This is a genomic window from Hyphomonas sp. J20-32 (assembly GCF_055808555.1).
On sequence record NZ_CM147873.1, the window covers coordinates 2,269,757 to 2,289,016 of the forward strand.

Consider the following 19,260-nt stretch of genomic DNA (forward strand, 5'->3'; position numbering starts at 1 on the left):
GGGTGGTCTGGCCCCGGCGCGGGCGGCATTGTATCTTCCACGCTGGAGAACCCGTTTTGCCTGAGTCGCCCTTCATCCATCTGGCCGTGCGGTCGAGCTATTCCCTGCTTGAAAGCATGATCACGCCCAAAGGCCTGAAGGGCTGGTTGCTGGGGCAGGCCATGCCGGCCGTGGCCGTGACGGACCGTAATAACCTGTTCGGCGCTCTCGAGATATCGCTGACCATGTCAGAGGCCGGGATCCAGCCGATCATGGCCTGCTGTTTTGACGTGACAGACGGCGGTCATCGCAGCGAGCCGACACGCGTATCGCTCTACGCGCAAGACGAAACCGGCTACCAGCGCCTGATGCTGCTGTCGTCGCGGGCCTATCTCGATGCCGACGACGGAGTCCCGAAGCTGCACCGCGACCTGCTGCTGGACAAGACCGATGGCCTGATCCTGCTGACCGGCGGAGCCGAGGGCGAGGTCGCGCGTCACCTGCTGAAGGGCCGCGTGGCCGATGCCCGCACCGAGTTGTCGACATTGGCGAGCGCCTATCCGGGCCGGTGTTATGTCGAGATCACGCGGCACGGGACGCCCGATGAAGCGGCCACGGAAGCCGGCCTGATCGATCTTGCATACGAGCTCGAGTTGCCGATCGTCGCGACCCATGACGCCCGGTTCATGAAGCCGTCGGACGCGACGGCGCACGACGCGCTGATGTGTATCGCCAATGGTGAATATCTCGGCCAGGAGGACCGCAAGCGCGTCTGCCCGTCGCAATACCTAAAGACACAGGACGAAATGGCGGCGCTGTTTTCCGACCTGCCGGAGGCCCTGGAGAACACGTCCGAGATCGCTCGGCGTTGTTCTGTTCGTTCCGTCACCCGCGACCCGATCCTGCCCTCGTTCAGCAATGAAGGCCGGTCCGAGATCGAGGAATTGAGGAAACAGGCGACCGAAGGACTCGAAGGCCGCCTGAAAGCCGCCGGCAAGCTCTATGCAGAACGGAAAACCTATTTTGAGCGGCTGGACTACGAGCTCGGCGTAATCGAGCGGATGGGCTTTCCGGGCTACTTCCTGATCGTATCCGACTTCATCAAATGGGCCAAGGAACAGGACATCCCGGTTGGGCCGGGCAGGGGGTCGGGTGCCGGTTCGCTGGTCGCATGGTCCCTCCTGATCACCGATCTTGATCCGCTGCGCTTTGATCTCCTGTTTGAACGCTTCCTGAACCCGGAACGCGTGTCGATGCCCGACTTTGACATCGACTTCTGCCAGGAACGCCGCAGCGAAGTTATCCGCTATGTCCGCGACAAGTATGGTGCCGAGAGCGTCGCGATGATCATCACATTCGGCACGCTGCAGGCCAAAGCTGTGGTGCGCGATGTCGGCCGCGTGATGCAGATGCCCTATTTCCAGGTCGACCGGCTGGCGAAGCTGATCCCGTTCAATCCGGCCAAGCCGCCCAAGCTGCAGGAAGCGATCGACGACGAGCCGAAATTCGATGACGAAATTGCGGAAGACCCGCGCGTCGGCGAACTGATCAAGATCGCGCTGGCGCTGGAAGGGCTTTACCGGAACGCAGGCACGCACGCGGCCGGCGTGGTCATCGCGGACCGGCCGCTTGTCGAAATCGCGCCGCTTTACAACGACCCGCGCGCCGACCTTCCGGCCTCGCAGTTCAACATGAAATATGCCGAGATGGCAGGCCTCGTGAAGTTCGACTTCCTTGGCCTCAAGACGCTGACGGTGATTGACCGCGCGCTGAAGCTGATCCGCCGGAGTGGACAGGATGTGGGGCCGGAATGGGAGGGTCTCGACGACAAGCCCACTTATGACCTGATGGCGAGCGGCGACACGCTGGGCGTGTTCCAGCTCGAAGGCGCGGGCATGCGCGACACGCTGCGCAAGGTGCGCCCGAACAATATCGAAGACGTGATCGCGATCATCTCGCTCTACCGGCCCGGTCCGATGGAAAACATCCCGCTCTACGTGCAGGGCAAGGAGAACCCGGAGGGAGTGCAATATGCCCACCCGGACCTGAAACCGGTGCTGGAAGCCACCTATGGCGTGCCGGTTTACCAGGAACAGGTCATGCGGATGGCGCAGGAAATCGCCGGCTATTCGCTTGGCGAGGCCGACCTTCTGCGCCGGGCCATGGGCAAGAAGAAGATCGAAGAGATGGTCGCGCAGCGCAAGCGGTTCGTTGAGGGGGCCGCCGCCACCAAGCAGATGGACGAGCCGCTCGCCAACGAAATCTTCGACACGATGGAGAAGTTTGCGGGCTACGGTTTCAACAAGTCCCACGCCGCTGCCTATGCGCTGATCGGGTACCATACGGGTTACCTGAAACGCCATTTCCCGGTGGAGTTCCTGGCCGCCTCGATGAGCCTCGACCTCGGCAATACCGACAAGCTGGCGGCCTTTTTCATGGAAGCGCGGCGGCTCAAGATTCCTGTCCTGGCGCCGGACGTGAACACGTCGACAGCCGACTTCGACGTGCGCGATGGCGCTGTCGTCTATGCACTGGGCGCATTGAAGGGCGTTGGCCTCGAAGCGATGCGGCACGTCGAAGCGCTGCGTGAGGCCGATGGCACATTTTCGGATCTCTACGATTTTGCCGAGCGGGTCGACCCGCGGCACATCAACAAGAAGGCCTTCGAGTCGCTGGCGAAATCCGGCGCATTTGACACGCTGGATGCCAACCGGGCCAAAGTGCTGGGGGCCGCGCCGATCCTCGCCCAGATGGCAACCAAGTCGGCGGAAGACCGGCAGGGCGGGCAGGGCGGCCTGTTCGGTGACGCCGAACCGGCGCTGCGTCCGGCGCTTCCGGCCTGCAAGCCGTGGAACGGGCAGCAGAAACTGGACGAGGAATTCAAGTCGATCGGCTTCTACTTTTCAGGCCACCCGCTCGACGATGTGCTGGAGGGGATCGACCGGGAACGGGTCACGCTGGCTTATGAGATTGCGGACCGTGCGAGCGACGGCAAGCCCCTCGAGCTGATTGGCGTCGTGCGCCTGCGAAACGAGAAACCGGCCCGCAATGGTGGCAAGTTCGCGTTCCTGACCCTGTCCGATCCGACCGGCGAGGTCGAGATGATGGTGTTCCCCGAGAACTCTTCAGCAGAGCTATGACCTGTTGCAGGTGGGCAATACGGTGGCCATCACCGTTGGCGTGAAGCGCAATGGCGATGAGATCAAGCTGAATGCCGAACGCATTATCCAGCTGGAATCGGCGCGGCTGTCGAAATCCATGGGTGCGCTCAAGGTGCGTCTCGCAGTGGGCGCCCACACTGACGATATCGCCGGGATCGTGAACCACCTGGGACGGTTGCAGGATCATGAACGCGGGGCGATCCTGATCGAAATGCCGCTTGAGGACGGTCGGACCGTAATCCTGCGCCTGGCCGACACATATACGATCGGTCTCAAGGCCCAGCGAGCCCTCAAGGATGTCCCGGGCGTCGAGCGGGTGGAACCCATGAAAGCGGCCTGACAAAAGGGCAACCGGGCATCTTGCCGGGCGTGGGGAATTCTGTATAAGCCGCCTTTCCTGAAACCATTTCGCGGGTGCATCCGGTGCGGAAAGCCATATTGGCCCAACGTTCCACCTGCGAAGGCTAACCGGATGGAGAAAAAGAATGGCACTACCTGACTTCACCATGCGTGAGCTGCTCGAAGCTGGCGTACACTTCGGTCACCAGACCCACCGCTGGAATCCCCGCATGAAGCCGTATATCTACGGCGAGCGCTCCGGCATCCACATCATGGACCTGTCCCAGACTGTCCCGGCCCTTCACCAGGCGCTCGTTTTCGTGCGCGACTCGGTGGCCAAGGGTGGCCGCGTCCTGTTCGTCGGCACCAAGCGCCAGGCGTCTGACCCTGTTGCAGAGGCTGCCCAGCGCTGCGCACAGTACTACATGAACCATCGCTGGCTCGGCGGCACGCTGACCAACTGGGCCACCGTGTCCAAGTCGATCAAGCAACTCAAAGAACTCAATGCGATGTTCGAAAGTGGCGGCGGCGAAGGTCTGACCAAGAAAGAATTGCTCGACCTGCAGCGTCGCCGCGACAAGCTTCAGCGCGCTCTGGGCGGTATCGCCGACATGGGCGGCCTGCCGGCTGCGATGATCGTGATCGATACGAACAAGGAATCCATCGCCGTCATGGAAGCCCGCAAGCTGGGCATCCCGGTCGTCGCCGTGCTCGACACGAACTGCGATCCGGCAGATGCCGATTACGGGTTCGCGGGCAATGACGACGCCGCACGCGCAATTTCGCTATACTGCAACCTGTTCGCTGACGCGGTGCTTGATGGCCTCGCCGAATCGACGGCCGGCCTTGGCGTCGACCTCGGTGCGCTCGAAGATATCGAGGGCATGGTTGAGGCTGACGTCGCCGCGGCAGAAGGCGAACCCAAGGAAGATGCAACGGGCGCCTGATCGCCCCGGGATTGAACGTTTACACTGAAGGATAACCGCAATGGCCCAGATTACAGCTGCGCTCGTCAAGGAACTGCGCGACAAGACCGGCGCAGGCATGATGGATGCGAAAAAAGCCCTCGTCGAGAACGATGGCAACGAAGAAGCCGCCATCGAATGGCTGCGCGCCAAAGGCCTGTCCAAGGCTGCCAAGAAGTCAGGCCGCACAGCTGCTGATGGCCTCGTGGCCGTGAAAGTTTCGGCTGACGGCAAGTCGGGCGCGATCGTTGAACTGAACGCTGAGACGGACTTCGTGGCGCGCAATGAAGGCTTCCAGAAAGCCCTTTCAGGCATCACTGAAGCCGCGCTCGGCACCGACGGTACGATTGAAGCGGTCGCTGCTGCGCCTGCGCCAGAAGGCGACGGCACGGTCGACGACATGATCAAGCGGATGATCGCCAAGATCGGCGAGAACATGACCTTGCGCCGTTCGGCCAAGCTCACTGCCGACAAGGTTGCCTCCTACATCCACAACGCCGAAACGGCTGGCATGGGCAAGGTTGGCGTCCTGGTTGCGCTCTCGGGCTCAGGCGACCTCGAAGACATCGGCCGCAAGATTGCGATGCACATCGCGGCGACCTCACCTGCAGCGGCCACGACGGCTGAACTCGACCCTACCTTGGTCGAGACCGAAAAGCGTGTCCTGACCGAGCAGGCCCGTGAAAGCGGCAAGCCCGACAACATCATCGAAGGCATGATCAAGGGCCGGATGCAGAAGTTCTACAAGGAAGTCGTCCTTCTGGAGCAGCCTTTCGTCATGAACCCGGACCAGACGGTTTCGGCCTATCTCAAGGACCAGGGCGCGACACTGGTCGGCTTTGTCCACTTCAAGCTGGGTGAAGGCGTCGAAAAAGCTGCGGATAACTTCGCAGACGAAGTGGCTTCGCTCACAAAAGGCAGCTGAACAGGCTTGCCTTTGGCCCGTCCTGAGGCGTTAAAACATCCCGGCTGCCCATGACAGGCAGCCGGGAATCTTTTAGGAGCTCTATTCAGGGCTTTATTTGACGGAGAAAGCTATGGCAGGCGAGAATCCGGAAGAGAGCCCGCTCAAGTACAAGCGCGTGCTTCTGAAACTGTCCGGCGAGGCGCTGATGGGCCCCGGCCAGTTCGGTATCGATATCCCCACCGTCGAAAAATTTGCCAAGGCCATCGCGAATGCGCGCGCAGCCGGGGCGGAAATCTGCCTCGTCATTGGCGGCGGCAACATCTTCCGGGGCATGGCGGGCGCCGCCAAGGGCATGGAACGGGCGCAGGCCGACAGCATGGGCATGCTGGCAACAGTGATGAATGCGCTGGCCATGCAAAGCGTGCTTGAAACCCAGGGCGTGCCGACACGGGTACAGTCCGCGATCATGATGGACCAGATCTGCGAACCCTATATCCGGCGGCGCGCGCAGCGGCATATGGAAAAGGGCCGGGTCGTCATTTTTGCCGCCGGTATAGGCAACCCGTTCTTCACAACCGATACAGGCGCCGCCCTGCGGGCGATCGAAATGAATTGCGACGCCTTGCTCAAGGGCACGCAGGTTGACGGGGTCTACACGGCCGATCCGAAGCTCGACAGCACCGCGACGCGCTATGACGAGATTGCCTATCAGGAGCTTCTCGTGAAGGACCTGCGCGTCATGGATTCGTCTGCAGTCAGCCTGATGCGTGACAATAACATCCCGATTGTGGTCTTCTCGCTCAAGGAAGAGGGTTCGCTGCTGAACGTGCTGCACGGTCGGGGCACGTCGACAACGATTTCGAACAAGGGAGGGGTCGCGAAATGACCTACAACAAAAAAGACCTGGAACGCCGGATGGAGGGTGCAATCACCTCTCTTTCGACCGAGTTCAGCGGCTTGCGGACAGGCCGGGCTTCCGTGAACCTGCTCGATTCCATCCAGGTGCCTGCCTACGGATCGACTGTGCCCTTGTCGCAGGTGGCATCCGTGTCGGTGACCGACATGCGCATGCTGTCGGTCAATGTCTGGGACAAGACGGTGGTCGGCGCCACCGACCGCGCGATCCGCGAGTCGGGCCTTGGCCTGAACCCGGTCATGGACGGCCAGACCCTGCGCATTCCGATCCCGCCGCTCAACGAAGAGCGCCGTGTCGAACTGACAAAGATTGCCGGCAAGTATGCCGAGGCTGCCAAGGTTGCGGTGCGCAATATCCGTCGCGACGGTATGGACAGCCTGAAAAAAATGGAAAAGGACGGCGAGATCAGCGAGGACAAGCTCCATGGCCTGTCCGACGAAGTCCAGAAGCTGACAGACACGTTCGTCGGCCGCGTCGATGAAGCGCTGAAAGCCAAAGAAGCGGAGATCATGCAAGTCTGATGGCTGCAGCGTCTGCCTCTGATGTCACCAGTATCGTGTCGGGGCAGCAGCCGGGCCTTTCGCATGTCGCGATCATCATGGACGGCAACGGACGGTGGGCCAAGGCCAGAGGCCTGCCGCGGGCGGCCGGGCATGAACGGGGCGTTGAAGCCCTCAGGCGGACCGTGGAGGCCGCAGGCGAGCTCGGTATCCGATATCTTACGGTGTTTTCCTTTTCCACAGAGAACTGGCGGCGACCGGCTGCTGAAGTGAATGCATTGTTCGGCCTGTTGAAGGCCTATGTGCAACGCGACCTGGCCCGGTTGACGCAGGAAGGCGTCCGCATTCGCGTGATCGGGCTTCGCGACGGTTTGCCAGACGACGTCGCCGTCCTGGTCGAAAAGGCCGAGCGCGAGACTGCCGCCAACAGCAAGTTTTTCCTGACGATTGCGTTCAATTATGGTGGCCGGGAAGAAATCGCCCGTGCGGCCCGACGCGTGGCAGACGAGGTGGCATCCGGCCGCCTGATGCCGGACGACGTGAACGAGAAATCATTCGCCGGATTTCTCGACACTGATTCGATGCCGGATCCCGACCTGTTGATCCGCACCAGCGGCGAATACCGGCTGAGCAATTTCCTGTTGTGGCAATGTGCCTATTCGGAACTCGTTTTCATGGACGTGCTTTGGCCGGACTTCGACCGGTCGTGCCTGGAAGAGGCCCTGGCAAAGTACCATGAGCGTGAACGCCGGTTTGGCGCAGTTTCACCTGGGGCAGCCTGATGGGAGACTGGACGCCGCGCGATCGGCGCTTTTCGGAACTTGGGCTCCGACTGATGTCGGCGGCGGTGCTGATCCCAGTTGCCATTGCAATGGTATGGGCGGGCGGCTGGTGGCTGGCGATCGGCTGCGCTGTGTTTGGCACCGTCATGGCGCTGGAATGGAGCCAGATCAGTGCGTTTCCACACGGCAAGGCCATGGCGTTGGCGGCGGCTTTGTTCTGCCTGAGCCTGCCGATAGGATTGCTCTGGCTCAGCGCACTCGTGATTGTCGGCGGTGTGGTTTTCTGTGCCGCAACGGCTGTCGGTGGCTTTCGTGTCCGATGGACGGCTGCGTTCGGGCTGGTCTATGTGACGGCCATGGCCGCAAGCCTTTATTTGCTGCGTGAGGGTCCTTGGGATGGCCGGGCAGCCGCCCTGTTTTTCATGTCATTCGTGTGGGCGTCCGATGCTGCAGCCTATTTCACCGGGCGGGGCCTCGGCGGCCCGCGCCTGCTTCCAAGCGAAAGCCCGAACAAGACGTGGAGCGGCGCACTGGGCGCTGTTGCGGCTTGCGGCCTGTGCGGCCTAGCGGCGGCTGATATCGAAATGGCCTCTTTTCCGGTCTGGATTGCAACTGGTGTTGCAATTTCGGTGACAGCGCAGATCGGCGACCTGTTCGAAAGCGGGCTGAAGCGGCGCTTCAAGGTCAAGGATGCCGGTACCCTGTTGCCGGGCCATGGCGGTGTTCTGGACCGGGTCGACGGCCTGGGCGCGGTATGCATTTTCGGATCGCTGGCCCTGTATGCCTTTCCGGGATTTCCAGGCGCGCTTGGATTCTGAAGCATGACGGCTCCCAGACGCATTTCCATCATGGGCTCCACGGGCTCGATCGGCACGTCAGCACTGGATGTCGTCGCACAGGCCAACGCTGCTGGCGACACGCCCTTTGAAATCGTTGCACTGACAGCCGGAAGGGATTCCGAAACGCTTGCACGCCAGGCGATTGAATTTCGACCCCAGATCGCGGTGATTGCAGATGTGACAAAGCTGTCTGATTTGAGAGATCGCCTCGCCGGAACCGGCATTGAAACAGCCGGCGGTCTTGATGCCGTTACCGAAGCGGCGACCCGGCCATGTGACCGCGTGCTGGCTGCGATTGTCGGCGCGGCGGGGCTCGCATCGACCCTGGCGGCAGTCCGGCAAGGCACGGACGTCGCGATTGCCAACAAGGAAAGCATCGTCTGTGGCGGAAAGCTGATTCTTTCTGAAGCGGCCCGGACGGGCGCGCGAGTGCTGCCGGTCGATTCCGAGCATAGCGGCATCTTCCAGGCGCTGGGCGACGGCAAGTCACTTGAAAAATTGACGATTACAGCGTCGGGGGGGCCGTTCCGAACGGCAAGCCTGAGCCAGATGGCTGGCGCGACACCCGCGCAGGCGGCGGCACACCCGAATTGGGACATGGGGATCAAGAATTCCATCGATAGCGCGACCTTGATGAACAAGGCGCTGGAATTCATCGAGGCAGCCTACCTGTTCGACGTGGCGGCAGACCAGATCGATGTCCTGATCCATCCCCAATCGATTGTTCATGGCATGGCGCACTTCACGGACGGCTCTGTCATTGCCCAACTCAGCATGCCCGACATGCGCGCACCGATTTCCTATGCGCTGGGCTGGCCCGACCGGGTGGCAACGAACGTCGCGCGCCTGGACCTGGCCGCCCTGGGCAGCCTGGACTTTGCGGAAGTGGATGCCGCGCGCTTTCCAGCGATCGAACTCGCGCGGCGCGCGATTGCCCTCGGGTCGGGGGGCACGACCGTATTAAATTGCGCTAATGAACTGGCGGTTTCTGCATTTATTGCGGGCCAATGCGGTTTTCTGGACATAAGCTGGGTTGTAGAGGAAGTGTTGAGTCGCTTTTCTTCTGGCAACAAGTCCTCTTTGGGCTGTGACACGCTGGATGAAATAGCTTATCTGGACCGGTTCGGACGTGAAATGGCGGCCGAGTTGCTGAAAAAGGCCCCGAGCCGGGCAGGAGGATAAGTCGTTTGGGACAGCTTCTTAGCCAAGGCCCGCTTTTCATTGCCTGCCTCATTTTCATGATGGGGATCGTGGTGATCGTGCACGAACTCGGTCACTATCTTGTTGGCAGGGTATTTGGCGCGGCGGTTGAATCCTTTTCCATCGGTTTCGGCAGGCCCGTTTACGAACGCAAGGACAGGGTCGGCACGCGCTGGCGTATCAACTGGATTCCGCTTGGCGGGTTCGTCAAGTTCGTCGGCGAGAGCCAGCTGCCGGGTGACGTGGGCAAGCTGGAGCAGGGACCTCAGGGCAAGGCCTATAACAAACTTGCTGTCTGGCAGCGTTCGCTTGTCAGCCTCGCCGGGCCATTTGCAAACTTCGTGCTGGCCAGCCTGATCTTCTCGTTGATCCTCGGCACCCACGGCAAGGCCAATTACACTGTTGGAATTGCGAATGTCGTCGCCGGGTCCCCTGCCGAGCGAGGCGGCCTGAAAGCGGGTGACGCCTTCGTCGCGATCAATGGCGACGCCGTTACCGATGCGCAGGACATTACCATTCCGATCATGCTCAATCCCAACAAAGAAATGACTTTCGACGTCCTGCGTGACGGCGAGCCGGTGAGCTTGAAAGTGACGCCGGATGAAGTCGTGCGCGAGAACGAGTTCGGCCAGATGGTGCCGCAAAGCACGATCGGTGTCGGTCTTGCTGGCCTGGAGATTGGCGAACGCACCCGGTACAATCCGCTTGAGGCGCTGGGCGCCGGCGTAATCGAAACAGGCGCAACGATTGACCGCACCGTCACGATGCTGACTCGTATCGTGACCGGCAAGATGTCCTTCAACGCCATGACCGGGCCTGTCGGCATCGGCGATATTTCCCGCCGGGTTGTGAACAAGGTCTGGAGCCAGAGCGAACTCACCCGCGCGCAGCGTGTGGAACAATTGTTCTGGATGCTGCTAAGCATTTGTGCCGCGATTTCAGTGGGCGTCGGGTTCTTCAACCTGTTGCCACTGCCAGTGCTGGATGGCGGACACTTGGTCTTTCATGCTTATGAGGCCGTAATGGGGAGAGAACTGCCCGAAAAAGTACAGGAGATCAGCCTGACATTCGGTTTGATCCTGTTATTGGGAATGGTGGTGGTGATCACGTGGGGTGACATCATCGAGACCGGCTTGTTCGGGGGAGCGGGCGGCTGATCCGACCGTCCCGAAGCTAATCAGAGAGTATTTCCACGATGCGTAAGTTCCTTGCAGCAACCTTCATGGCGACCAGCGTTTTTGCGTTTGTTGTCCTGCCAGGGCTGATCAATACCGCAGAGGCGCAGGAAGACAGTCGCTATGGCGGCACGATCCGCTCGATCCTCGTGGAGGGCAATCAGCGTATCGAAGCTCGCACCGTGCAATCATACCTTCTTGTCGAGCCGGGCGATCCGTTTGATGCCGAACGCATCGACCTGTCGCTCAAGACACTGTTCGCGACAAATCTGTTCGCAGACGTGTCGATTGACCGGAACGGAGACGACCTGCTGGTGCGCGTGGTTGAAAACCCGATCATCAACCGCGTGATTTTCGAGGGCAACCGGGCGCTCAAGGACGACAAGTTCAAGGAAGAAATTCAGGCCGCACCGCGGGGTATCTTCACCGCAGCGCGCGTGCAGGCGGATGTCCAGCGCATTCTCGAACTGTATCGCCAATCCGGCCGTTTCGCCGCCAAGGTCGAGCCGCAATACAAGCCGCTGGAGCAGAACCGCGTCGATCTCGTTTTCGAGATCACGGAAGGCCCGGTCACAGGTGTCCGTTCGATCAATTTCATCGGCAACAAGGACTATTCCGACTCGCGCCTGCGCAGCGAGATTGTCACGCGCCAGTCACGCCTGTGGCGCTTCTTCAGTTCCAACGACAACTACGATCCGGGCCGGCTGGAATATGACCGCGAGAAGCTGCGTGAATTCTACCAAAACAATGGCTACTATGATTTCAGGGTTACATCGGCAGTTGCCGAACTGACGCCAGATCAAAAAGATTTCTACATCACGATGACGATCGATGAAGGTCGCCAATATGATTTCGGCGTCGTGAAAGTCGAAACGGCCCTTGAAAAGCTGAACGCTGACGCCCTGCGCTCGGCTGTGCCGATCCAGGAAGGCGACCTGTTCAAGGGTAACCTGATCGAAACGACAATCGACACGCTGACCTATGCTGCCGGCATTGCCGGTTACGCGTTCGTGGATATCCGTCCGCAGCTGGATGTGAACCCCGAGACAGGCCGCATCGACGTGACATTTGCAGTCGACGAAGGCCCGCGCGTCTACATTGAACGGATCAATATCGTCGGCAATACGCAGACTCTGGACCGGGTTATCCGCCGTGAGTTGCGTATTTCCGAAGGCGATGCATTCAACCGTATCCTGCTCGACCGGTCGAAGAACCGTGTGCGCTCGCTGGGTTACTTCAAGGACGTCGAAATCGTCGAGACGCCCGGCGACGGACCCGACAGGAGCATCGTGGACGTCAAGGTTACCGAACAGCCCACCGGCGAACTGTCGTTTGCCGCAGGCTTCTCGTCGGTCGACTCGTACCTGTTCGATCTCAGCGCGTCGCAGCGCAACCTGCGTGGCCGCGGCCAGTCTGTTGTGGCCCGAGTATCTACATCTAGCCGTCAACAGGTCGTGGACCTGCGCTTCACGGAGCCGCGTTTCCTCGATCGAAATCTATCAGCTGGCGTCGATGTGTTCGCGACGAAGCAGGATTTCAAGGACTATGGCAGCTACACGGCCGAGACGATCGGTGCAGGCTTGCGCGTCGGATTCCCGCTGACCGAGCGGATGCAGCTTGGTCTCAGCTACAAGATTCAATCGGATGACGTGGAAATTCCGGATTTTGACATTCTTCTGGATACGGTCACACGATTCACATCGACGCGTACTGTCCAGACAGCTGGCGCCGATACGCCTGACGATGCGACAGACGATGTGTATCGATTGGCAACGGTTGAAGACTTCCCGAATGAACTCGTTATTGTCGACCAGTGTGACCCGCTCTACCTGCTGCGCGATTCCAATTGCCGGTCCGAGCGCAACGAGATTTCGAGCATTGTCGGCTACAGCTTCTTCTGGGACCGGACAAACGATCCTATCCAGCCGACGCGTGGATTTGATTTCCGTTTCAGCCAGGAAGCTGCCGGCCTTGGCGGCGACGTGAAATACCTGCGCACGGAAACGAGCGCATCCATGTACCGTGGCATCTGGAAAGATGTCATTGCCAGCGCCCGTTTGTCAGCCGGGTATGTCTTCCCGCTTGAAAATGGCCAGGGCATCCGGATCAACAACCGTTTCTTCCGGGGCGGCAGCTCATTCCGCGGATTTGACGTGGCCGGTCTCGGCCCACGCGAAGTCGTACGAGTGGTCGACCCGGCAACAGGCGAAATCGTGGCAACACGCCGCCTGAACTCGCAAGGGGGCAATACGTACTACCAGGGCACATTCGAGCTTAGCCTGCCAAGCGTCTTTCCAGAGGAATATGGCATCAAAAGTGCCCTGTTCGCCGACGTCGGCGCCCTCGGGACCCTCCGGGGACCCGACATCAGCCCGACAGTTTACTTTACGGATCCGCAGACCGGCCTTCCGGCCGTGCGTGTCACCAAGGACGCCACATCCCTGCGGGCGTCTGCCGGTCTGAGCGTATTCTGGGATTCACCTTTCGGTCCCATTCGCTTCGACTTCTCGCAGATCCTGCGCAGGGAAGACTATGACCGGACCGAGACGTTCCGGTTCTCAACTTCAACCCGTTTCTAATCCAGAACACCTAACCAGGAGACCGATAATGTCCCCAATCAAACATATGCTCGTTGCCCTTTCGCTTGTTGTGAGCGGAGTTGCTTTTGCCGCTCCGGCCGCGTCAGCCCAGGGCACGACCGTCGTGATGATCGACGAAGGCCGTCTTATTAGCGAGAGCAAGGCCGGCAAGGACATTCAGACCAAGCTGAAGAACCTTGAGACCCAAATGAAAAACGAGCTGGAGCCAATCCGCGCAACGCTCGAAACAGACGGCAAGGCGCTGCAGCCAAAAGTCGAAGGCAAGACCCGTGAAGCGATTGCCGCCGACACCGCGCTCGTGGCGCAGCTGACCGCCTATCAGAAGCGTGCACAGGAGTTCGCGCAGAAGCAGCAGATCGTCAGCAAGGAATTCCAACTCACCGAGCGCCAGGCGTTGATTGACTTCAACAAGGCGATCGAACCCGCACTGATGGAAGTCGTGAACGAGAAAAAGGCGCAGGTTGTGATGTCCAAAACGCAGGTCATCTTCAGCGCCGATGTGGTTGACGTTACGCCATTGGTGATCGGCAAACTGGACGCCAAGACACCCACGATCGCAGTGTCGCGCCAGCGCCTGCCGGCGCAACCCGCCCAATAGGACCTGATTGTCGTGTCGATCGATGCTCGTTTCTACGCGCCCTTGGGGGCCAAGACGCTTGGCAAGATCGCGGAACTGACCGGTGCGAGCCTGCATGGCGATGCGGCGGTAGAGATAAATGGGGTCTCCGCTTCGGCCACAGGCCGGACCGGAGACCTCGCGTTTCTTGACGGAGACGGAAAAGGCAAGCCGCCTGTCTCGGCGGATGTATCGGCGCTGATCGTAAATGAGGCGAACCTGCCGCATGTTCCGGCCGGCATGCCTTATCTCCTGACGCCTTTGCCGCGCCACTTCCACGGTATCGTCGCCTACGCAATGTTCCAGCCCCGGCACCTCGTGTGGCGTGCGGACGAGCGTATTGCCGCAGACGCCAAGGTGCATCCGGAAGCCATCCTGTCGCCCGGCGCCGTTGTCGGGCCGGGCGCGACGATTGGTGAAGGCGCAACGATTGGCGCCAATTCCGTGATCGGTCCGGGCGTGCAGGTCGGGCGCAATTGCCGGATCGGCGCGAACGTCTCGATATTCTGCTCGCTCGTCGGAGACCATGTAACCCTGTTGTCAGGTGCGCGCATCGGGGAATCCGGGTTCGGCGTGACAGGCGGGCCGAACGGCATGGAAGATGCGCCGCACTTCGGACGGGTCATCCTGCAGGACCATGTCACGATTGGAGCCAATAGCTGTATTGATCGTGGCGTTTTTGACGACACGATCGTGGGCGAGCGGACCAAGATCGATAATCTCTGCCAGATCGCCCACAATGTCGTGTTCGGCCGCAGCGTGGTCATGGCCGCATTCGGCGGCATATCGGGGTCTGTCCTTGTCGGCGACGGTGCGCGAATTGGCGGACGGGTCGGGATTGCCGATCACGTCAAGGTTGGCGACGGTGTCAGCCTGGCGGCGTCGTCGGGCGTATTCCGGGATATTGAGCCAGGCGAAACCTGGGGCGGCACGCCAGCCAAGCCGGTCCGGCAATGGATGCGGGAAATCGCCTGGGTGCAGAAACAGGCCAATCCCAAAAAGAGCTCCTGAGCGTCCGGCGCGCCGGATCGCTTGTCCCGGTTGCGGAAACAGGCAAATCTACCGAAAAGCCTATCAAAGACAGTTGCCTGCGCGCACGTTTCAGCAAGAACGCCATTTTCAATGGAAGCTCCGGACCGAATAAATGCCAGTTGAAATTCACCCCTCTGCGATCGTGGAGCCCGGCGCTGAACTCGGCGAAGGGGTCCGGATCGGTCCGTTCTGCCTAGTGGGTGCTCACGCCGTTATCGGAGACCAGACCCAACTGCGTTCGCATGTCGTGGTAAACGGCCACACCAGGCTTGGGCGCAATTGCACGGTGCATGCCCATGCCGTCCTTGGTGATGTCCCCCAAGTGCTGGGATTCAAGGAGGTGCCGGAGTCGCGCCTCGAGATTGGGGATGACTGCACGCTGCGCGAACATGCGACAGTGCATGCCGGAGTGCCGAAACTCGGCGGTGTGACGCGTGTGGGAAACAAGTGTTTCATCATGGTCGGTGCCCACGTCGCGCATGATTGCACACTGGGCAATGACATCGTGATCGCCAACGGGGTGGCGATCGCCGGACATGTCGAGATCGGGGACAATGTCTGGTTCGGTGGACTGGCTGCGGTGCACCAGTTCACGCGGATCGGACGGAACGCCTTCATTGGCGGTGGGGCCATCCTTGTGGAGGACGTGATCCCGTTCGGGTCTGTGATCGGGAACCATGCCAAATTGTCAGGGCTGAACATGGTGGGCCTGAAACGGCGCGGCTATGACAAGGCGCAGCTGCACGAGATCCGCAGCGCCTACAAGGCCGTGTTCACCGGGGACGGCCTGTTCAAAGACAGGCTGGCTGCCGCTGCCGTTACGTTCAAGGACAAGCCACTGGCCATGGAGATCATCGATTTTGTGCTTTCGGCGGATGGGCGGCCCATCTGCAAGCCCGGGTGACGGCATCATGGTAGCGCCTCTCGGACTCATAGCCGGCCTTGGCGACCTGCCGGTCGCTATTGCCGAGAATGCGGTCGCGACCGGGCAGGGTGTTTACGTCCTGCGCCTGAAGGGTTTTGAAGAGCCCCGCCTTACAGCGTTTCCGGGCGCGGTGGTCGGACTGGGTGAAATCGGCAAACTGTTTTCGCTGCTCAAGCAGGCCGGCTGCCAGGACGTACTGTTTGCCGGGATCGTGAAGCGTCCCAATTTCAAGGACCTGAAACTGGACTTGCGCGGCGCCGCGCTGCTGCCAAAAGTGCTGGCTGAGGCTGGCAAGGGCGATGACGCCTTGCTGCGGCTGATGGTGAAGGAAGTGGAGAAACAGGGGTTCAATGTGATTGGCTCTGATACCGCCCACGCTGCCTTGCTGGCACCGCCAGGCCTTGTGGGCGGACCCGCTCCGTCCGAGGCTGCCATGTCGGATATTGCCCGTGGTGCGCACGTGGTGGCCGCGCTGGGCGATCTGGATATCGGGCAGGGATGTGTCGTGTGCGAGGGCTTGGTGCTCGCGGTCGAGGCCCAGGAGGGTACGGACGCCATGCTCGAGCGCTGTGCCGCGCTGCCAGAGGCTATCCGTGGCACGGGCGCGGCGCGGAGGGGCGTCCTGGTCAAACGGCCCAAGCCAACCCAGGAGCGGCGGATCGACATGCCGACCGTTGGCGTCTCGACGGTGGAGAAAGTGGCTGCTGCGGGCCTGGCGGGCCTCGCCGTCGAGGCGGGTGGTGCGCTGATGCTGGGCCGTGCGGAGATGCAGGCCGCTGCCGAAAGGCTGGGCGTGTTCATTTACGGCTTTGATCCCGGGCTAGGCGCATGACCGCCCCGCGCCTCTATTTCGTGGCGGCCGAATCCTCAGGCGACCTGCTGGCGCGTGAAGTGATCAGCACGATCCGGGTGAAGCAGCCCGATGTACACGTTTCGGGTATTGGCGGAGCCGAAATGGCATCCGTCGGGATTGTCTCGCCGATCGATATTTCTCCGCTGTCGGTTCTCGGCCTTTTTGAAGGATTGAGAGCGTACGGCACCGTGGTCAAACTGGCTGACATCGCGGCGGATGCGATCATAGCCGATGCGCCGGACGTGGTCGTACTGGTGGATTCCTGGGGCTTCATGCTGCGGGTGGCCCAGCGTGTACGGGCGCGGGCGCCGCATATCAGGCTGGTCAAATTGATCGGGCCGCAAGTCTGGGCGACGCGTCCGGGACGGGCCAAAACCCTGGCGGCGACGGTGGATCACCTGCTCTGCATGCACGAGATCGAAGCGCCGTATTACGAACCGTTCGACCTGAAGACGACGGTTATCGGCAACCCGGCACTGTCACGACACCAATGGGGCGAGCGCGAGGTGTTTCGCAAGGCACATGGTATCGCAGAGGAGTCTCAGGTCGTGCTCGTGCTGCCCGGCAGCCGTTCCAGCGAGATCAAGCGCGTCGCGCCAGCACTGGTGGAAGCGGCGCGGATCATCAAGGAGTCCGATCCGGCGCGGGAAATCATTATTGCCCCGGCTGCGAGCGTTGCGGCGCAGTTCGCGGTCGCATTTCCCGATGTCGCCGATTGGGCAACCGTGTCGTCTGATACATCGGAGCGTTATGATGCGATGGCTGCTGCAGACCTGGCGCTGGCCTGTTCAGGTACGGTCACGAGCGAACTCGCGATGCAGGGTACGCCGATGATTGTGGCCTACAAGACCGGCTGGGTGACGTGGTCGCTGGCGCGCGGATTTCTTTATCAGAAACGCCATATCACGCTGCTGAACATTGTCAGTGATGATCAGGAGATCGTGCCGGAATTCGTGCAGACACGGCAGACACCGGACCTGATTGCGGCGCACGCTCTCTACTGGCTGACGAATCCGGACGCGCTGGCCGAACAGAGGGCTGCACAGCAAATCGCCCTCTCCCGGATGAAAGAGGGCGATCGCGATGCGGCTGAAATTGCGGCCGACGTGATTCTGGAAGAGGCCAGCGCCTAGCGGTTGGCCAGTGGCACGTAGTCGCGCTGGGCTGCGCCGGTATAGATTTGGCGCGGACGACCGATACGCTGTGTCGGGTCTTCGATCATCTCGTTGAGTTGTGCGACCCAGCCGACGGTGCGCGCGAGCGCGAACAGCACAGTGAACATCTGTTTCGGGAAACCCATCGCATCAAGGATGATGCCGGAATAGAAGTCGACGTTCGGGTAGAGCTTCTTTTCGACGAAATAGTCGTCTTCGAGCGCGATCCGTTCGAGTTCCATCGCGACTTTCAGGATCGGCTGGTCCTTGAGGCCGAGCAGGTCGAGGACTTCGTGGGCGGACTCGCGCATGACGGTCGCACGCGGGTCGTAATTCTTGTAGACCCGGTGACCAAAGCCCATGAGGCGGAAGCCGCTTGTCTTGTCCTTGGCCTTTTCGACGAATTCCGGAATCCGGTCGACCGACCCGATTTCGTGCAGCATGTTGAGGCAGGCTTCGTTGGCGCCGCCATGGCTGGGCCCCCAGAGACAGGCGACACCGGCGGCGACAGCGGCGAACGGGTGGGCACCTGACGAGCCGGCGAGACGCACGGTCGAGGTGGAGGCATTCTGCTCGTGGTCAGCATGCAGGATGAAGAAGCGATCCATTGCCTTAGCGATGGCCGGGTCGACCTTATAGTCCTCAGCCGACACCGAGAAGCACATGTTGAGGAAGTTTTCGGCGTATGAGAATTCGTTGCGCGGATCGACGAATTTCTGGCCCATATTGTATTTCAGGATGCGGGCGCAAAGTGTCGGCATCTTGGCGAGGAGCCGCACGGAGCTGAGGTGGCGTTCCTCGGGATCTTCGCTGTCCATGGCGCCCGGATAGAATGAAGCCATGGCGCCAACGGCGCCTGTCAGCATGGCCATCGGGTGGCTGTCACGGCGGAAGCCTTCGAAAAAGCGGTCCATTTGCGTGTGCAGGAGCGTGTGTTGCTTGATTTCGGCATTGAATTCGGAGAGCTCGGTTTCGGTAGGCAGCTCGCCCTTCAGGATGAGGTGGCAGACTTCCGGAAACGTCGACTTTTCAGCAAGTTGGCCAATCGGATAACCGCGGTGAAGCAGGACGCCTTCGTCGCCGTCAATGAATGTGATTTGGCTTTCGCAGCTGGCGGTCGATGTGAAGCCAGGATCAAACGTAAAGTGTCCTGATTCAGCGTAAACCTTGCGAACATCCACAACATTTGGCCCGTGGGTTCCCGAAAGCACGGGCAAATCATATGTCTTGCCTGCGACCTCGAGCTTGGCGGTACCGGCATTCTTCGTCTTGTTTTCCATCAGATCTTGCCCTTCTTGTTCGTTTTCCGTCCGGCGC

At 60.7% G+C, this 19,260-nt stretch carries 17 protein-coding genes; 16 read left to right on the top strand and 1 reads right to left on the bottom strand.

From position 1 onward, the window contains the following. Positions 1-56: 56 nt before the first annotated feature. From dnaE to AC0L7I_RS11140, 16 genes are all read left to right on the top strand, one after another. Positions 57-3,119 (top strand): DNA polymerase III subunit alpha, encoded by a 3,063-nt coding sequence (gene dnaE / locus AC0L7I_RS11065; RefSeq protein ID WP_473396483.1) that lies wholly within the window; start codon positions 57-59, stop codon positions 3,117-3,119. Positions 3,120-3,141: 22 nt separating this feature from the next. Then, positions 3,142-3,480, top strand: a complete 339-nt coding sequence (locus tag AC0L7I_RS11070; RefSeq protein ID WP_473396484.1) for a hypothetical protein — start codon at positions 3,142-3,144, stop codon at positions 3,478-3,480. A 145-nt stretch (positions 3,481-3,625) separates the two neighbouring features. Beyond that, positions 3,626-4,426 carry a 30S ribosomal protein S2 gene (gene rpsB / locus AC0L7I_RS11075; protein ID WP_473396485.1) on the top strand — a complete coding sequence of 267 codons (801 nt, stop codon included), beginning with the start codon at positions 3,626-3,628 and terminating at the stop codon, positions 4,424-4,426. A 40-nt stretch (positions 4,427-4,466) separates the two neighbouring features. Continuing rightward, the gene (gene tsf, locus AC0L7I_RS11080) at positions 4,467-5,369 is read left to right on the top strand and encodes a translation elongation factor Ts (protein WP_473396486.1); all 903 of its coding nucleotides are present in this window, start codon (positions 4,467-4,469) and stop codon (positions 5,367-5,369) included. A 112-nt stretch (positions 5,370-5,481) separates the two neighbouring features. Then, positions 5,482-6,237 (top strand): UMP kinase, encoded by a 756-nt coding sequence (gene pyrH / locus AC0L7I_RS11085; RefSeq protein WP_473396487.1) that lies wholly within the window; start codon positions 5,482-5,484, stop codon positions 6,235-6,237. Continuing rightward, complete coding sequence (frr, locus tag AC0L7I_RS11090) at positions 6,234-6,788, top strand: ribosome recycling factor (protein WP_473396488.1); 555 nt, start codon at positions 6,234-6,236, stop codon at positions 6,786-6,788. The genes pyrH and frr overlap by 4 nt, the downstream gene beginning before the upstream one ends. Continuing rightward, a complete protein-coding gene (locus AC0L7I_RS11095) occupies positions 6,788-7,549 on the top strand; it encodes an isoprenyl transferase (RefSeq protein WP_473396489.1) in 762 nt (253 codons plus the stop codon). Before frr ends, AC0L7I_RS11095 begins: the two co-directional genes overlap by 1 nt. Beyond that, positions 7,549-8,367, top strand: coding sequence for a phosphatidate cytidylyltransferase (locus tag AC0L7I_RS11100; protein WP_473396490.1), 819 nt, complete (start codon positions 7,549-7,551; stop codon positions 8,365-8,367). Before AC0L7I_RS11095 ends, AC0L7I_RS11100 begins: the two co-directional genes overlap by 1 nt. Positions 8,368-8,370: 3 nt before the next feature. Further along, the gene (gene dxr, locus AC0L7I_RS11105; RefSeq protein WP_473396491.1) at positions 8,371-9,570 is read left to right on the top strand and encodes a 1-deoxy-D-xylulose-5-phosphate reductoisomerase; all 1,200 of its coding nucleotides are present in this window, start codon (positions 8,371-8,373) and stop codon (positions 9,568-9,570) included. A gap of 5 nt (positions 9,571-9,575) precedes the next feature. Continuing rightward, positions 9,576-10,745, top strand: coding sequence for a M50 family metallopeptidase (locus AC0L7I_RS11110; protein ID WP_473396492.1), 1,170 nt, complete (start codon positions 9,576-9,578; stop codon positions 10,743-10,745). Between the two features lie 38 nt (positions 10,746-10,783). Further along, positions 10,784-13,342: an outer membrane protein assembly factor BamA gene (bamA, locus tag AC0L7I_RS11115; protein WP_473396493.1), complete on the top strand. Its 2,559-nt coding sequence runs from the start codon at positions 10,784-10,786 to the stop codon at positions 13,340-13,342. Positions 13,343-13,469: 127 nt separating this feature from the next. After that, on the top strand, positions 13,470-13,961 hold the full coding sequence (locus AC0L7I_RS11120; protein ID WP_473399147.1) for an OmpH/Skp family outer membrane protein: 492 nt from the start codon (positions 13,470-13,472) through the stop codon (positions 13,959-13,961). A gap of 12 nt (positions 13,962-13,973) precedes the next feature. Then, on the top strand, positions 13,974-14,990 hold the full coding sequence (gene lpxD / locus AC0L7I_RS11125) for a UDP-3-O-(3-hydroxymyristoyl)glucosamine N-acyltransferase (protein ID WP_473396494.1): 1,017 nt from the start codon (positions 13,974-13,976) through the stop codon (positions 14,988-14,990). A 133-nt stretch (positions 14,991-15,123) separates the two neighbouring features. After that, positions 15,124-15,915 (top strand): acyl-ACP--UDP-N-acetylglucosamine O-acyltransferase, encoded by a 792-nt coding sequence (lpxA, locus tag AC0L7I_RS11130; protein WP_473396495.1) that lies wholly within the window; start codon positions 15,124-15,126, stop codon positions 15,913-15,915. Between the two features lie 7 nt (positions 15,916-15,922). Further along, positions 15,923-16,768: an LpxI family protein gene (locus AC0L7I_RS11135; protein ID WP_473396496.1), complete on the top strand. Its 846-nt coding sequence runs from the start codon at positions 15,923-15,925 to the stop codon at positions 16,766-16,768. Continuing rightward, entirely contained in the window at positions 16,765-17,922 is a 1,158-nt protein-coding gene (locus AC0L7I_RS11140; protein WP_473396497.1) for a lipid-A-disaccharide synthase, read from the top strand. The genes AC0L7I_RS11135 and AC0L7I_RS11140 overlap by 4 nt, the downstream gene beginning before the upstream one ends. Here AC0L7I_RS11140 and gltA read toward each other — a convergent pair. Beyond that, positions 17,919-19,223 carry a citrate synthase gene (gene gltA / locus AC0L7I_RS11145; protein ID WP_473396498.1) on the bottom strand — a complete coding sequence of 435 codons (1,305 nt, stop codon included), beginning with the start codon at positions 19,221-19,223 and terminating at the stop codon, positions 17,919-17,921. The two genes, AC0L7I_RS11140 and gltA, sit on opposite strands and share 4 nt — an antisense overlap. Between the last annotated feature and the right edge of the window lie 37 nt (positions 19,224-19,260).

Excerpts from the sequence above, each read along its gene's own strand:
- pyrH (WP_473396487.1), top strand. The coding sequence starts at position 5,482 with ATGGCAGGCGAGAATCCGGAAGAGAGCCCGCTCAAGTACAAGCGCGTG.
- gltA (WP_473396498.1), bottom strand. The coding sequence starts at position 19,223 with ATGGAAAACAAGACGAAGAATGCCGGTACCGCCAAGCTCGAGGTCGCA.
- AC0L7I_RS11140 (WP_473396497.1), top strand. The coding sequence starts at position 16,765 with ATGACCGCCCCGCGCCTCTATTTCGTGGCGGCCGAATCCTCAGGCGAC.
- AC0L7I_RS11095 (WP_473396489.1), top strand. The coding sequence starts at position 6,788 with ATGGCTGCAGCGTCTGCCTCTGATGTCACCAGTATCGTGTCGGGGCAG.
- rpsB (WP_473396485.1), top strand. The coding sequence starts at position 3,626 with ATGGCACTACCTGACTTCACCATGCGTGAGCTGCTCGAAGCTGGCGTA.
- lpxA (WP_473396495.1), top strand. The coding sequence starts at position 15,124 with ATGCCAGTTGAAATTCACCCCTCTGCGATCGTGGAGCCCGGCGCTGAA.
- dxr (WP_473396491.1), top strand. The coding sequence starts at position 8,371 with ATGACGGCTCCCAGACGCATTTCCATCATGGGCTCCACGGGCTCGATC.
- bamA (WP_473396493.1), top strand. The coding sequence starts at position 10,784 with ATGCGTAAGTTCCTTGCAGCAACCTTCATGGCGACCAGCGTTTTTGCG.
- frr (WP_473396488.1), top strand. The coding sequence starts at position 6,234 with ATGACCTACAACAAAAAAGACCTGGAACGCCGGATGGAGGGTGCAATC.
- AC0L7I_RS11100 (WP_473396490.1), top strand. The coding sequence starts at position 7,549 with ATGGGAGACTGGACGCCGCGCGATCGGCGCTTTTCGGAACTTGGGCTC.
- tsf (WP_473396486.1), top strand. The coding sequence starts at position 4,467 with ATGGCCCAGATTACAGCTGCGCTCGTCAAGGAACTGCGCGACAAGACC.
- AC0L7I_RS11120 (WP_473399147.1), top strand. The coding sequence starts at position 13,470 with ATGATCGACGAAGGCCGTCTTATTAGCGAGAGCAAGGCCGGCAAGGAC.
- AC0L7I_RS11135 (WP_473396496.1), top strand. The coding sequence starts at position 15,923 with ATGGTAGCGCCTCTCGGACTCATAGCCGGCCTTGGCGACCTGCCGGTC.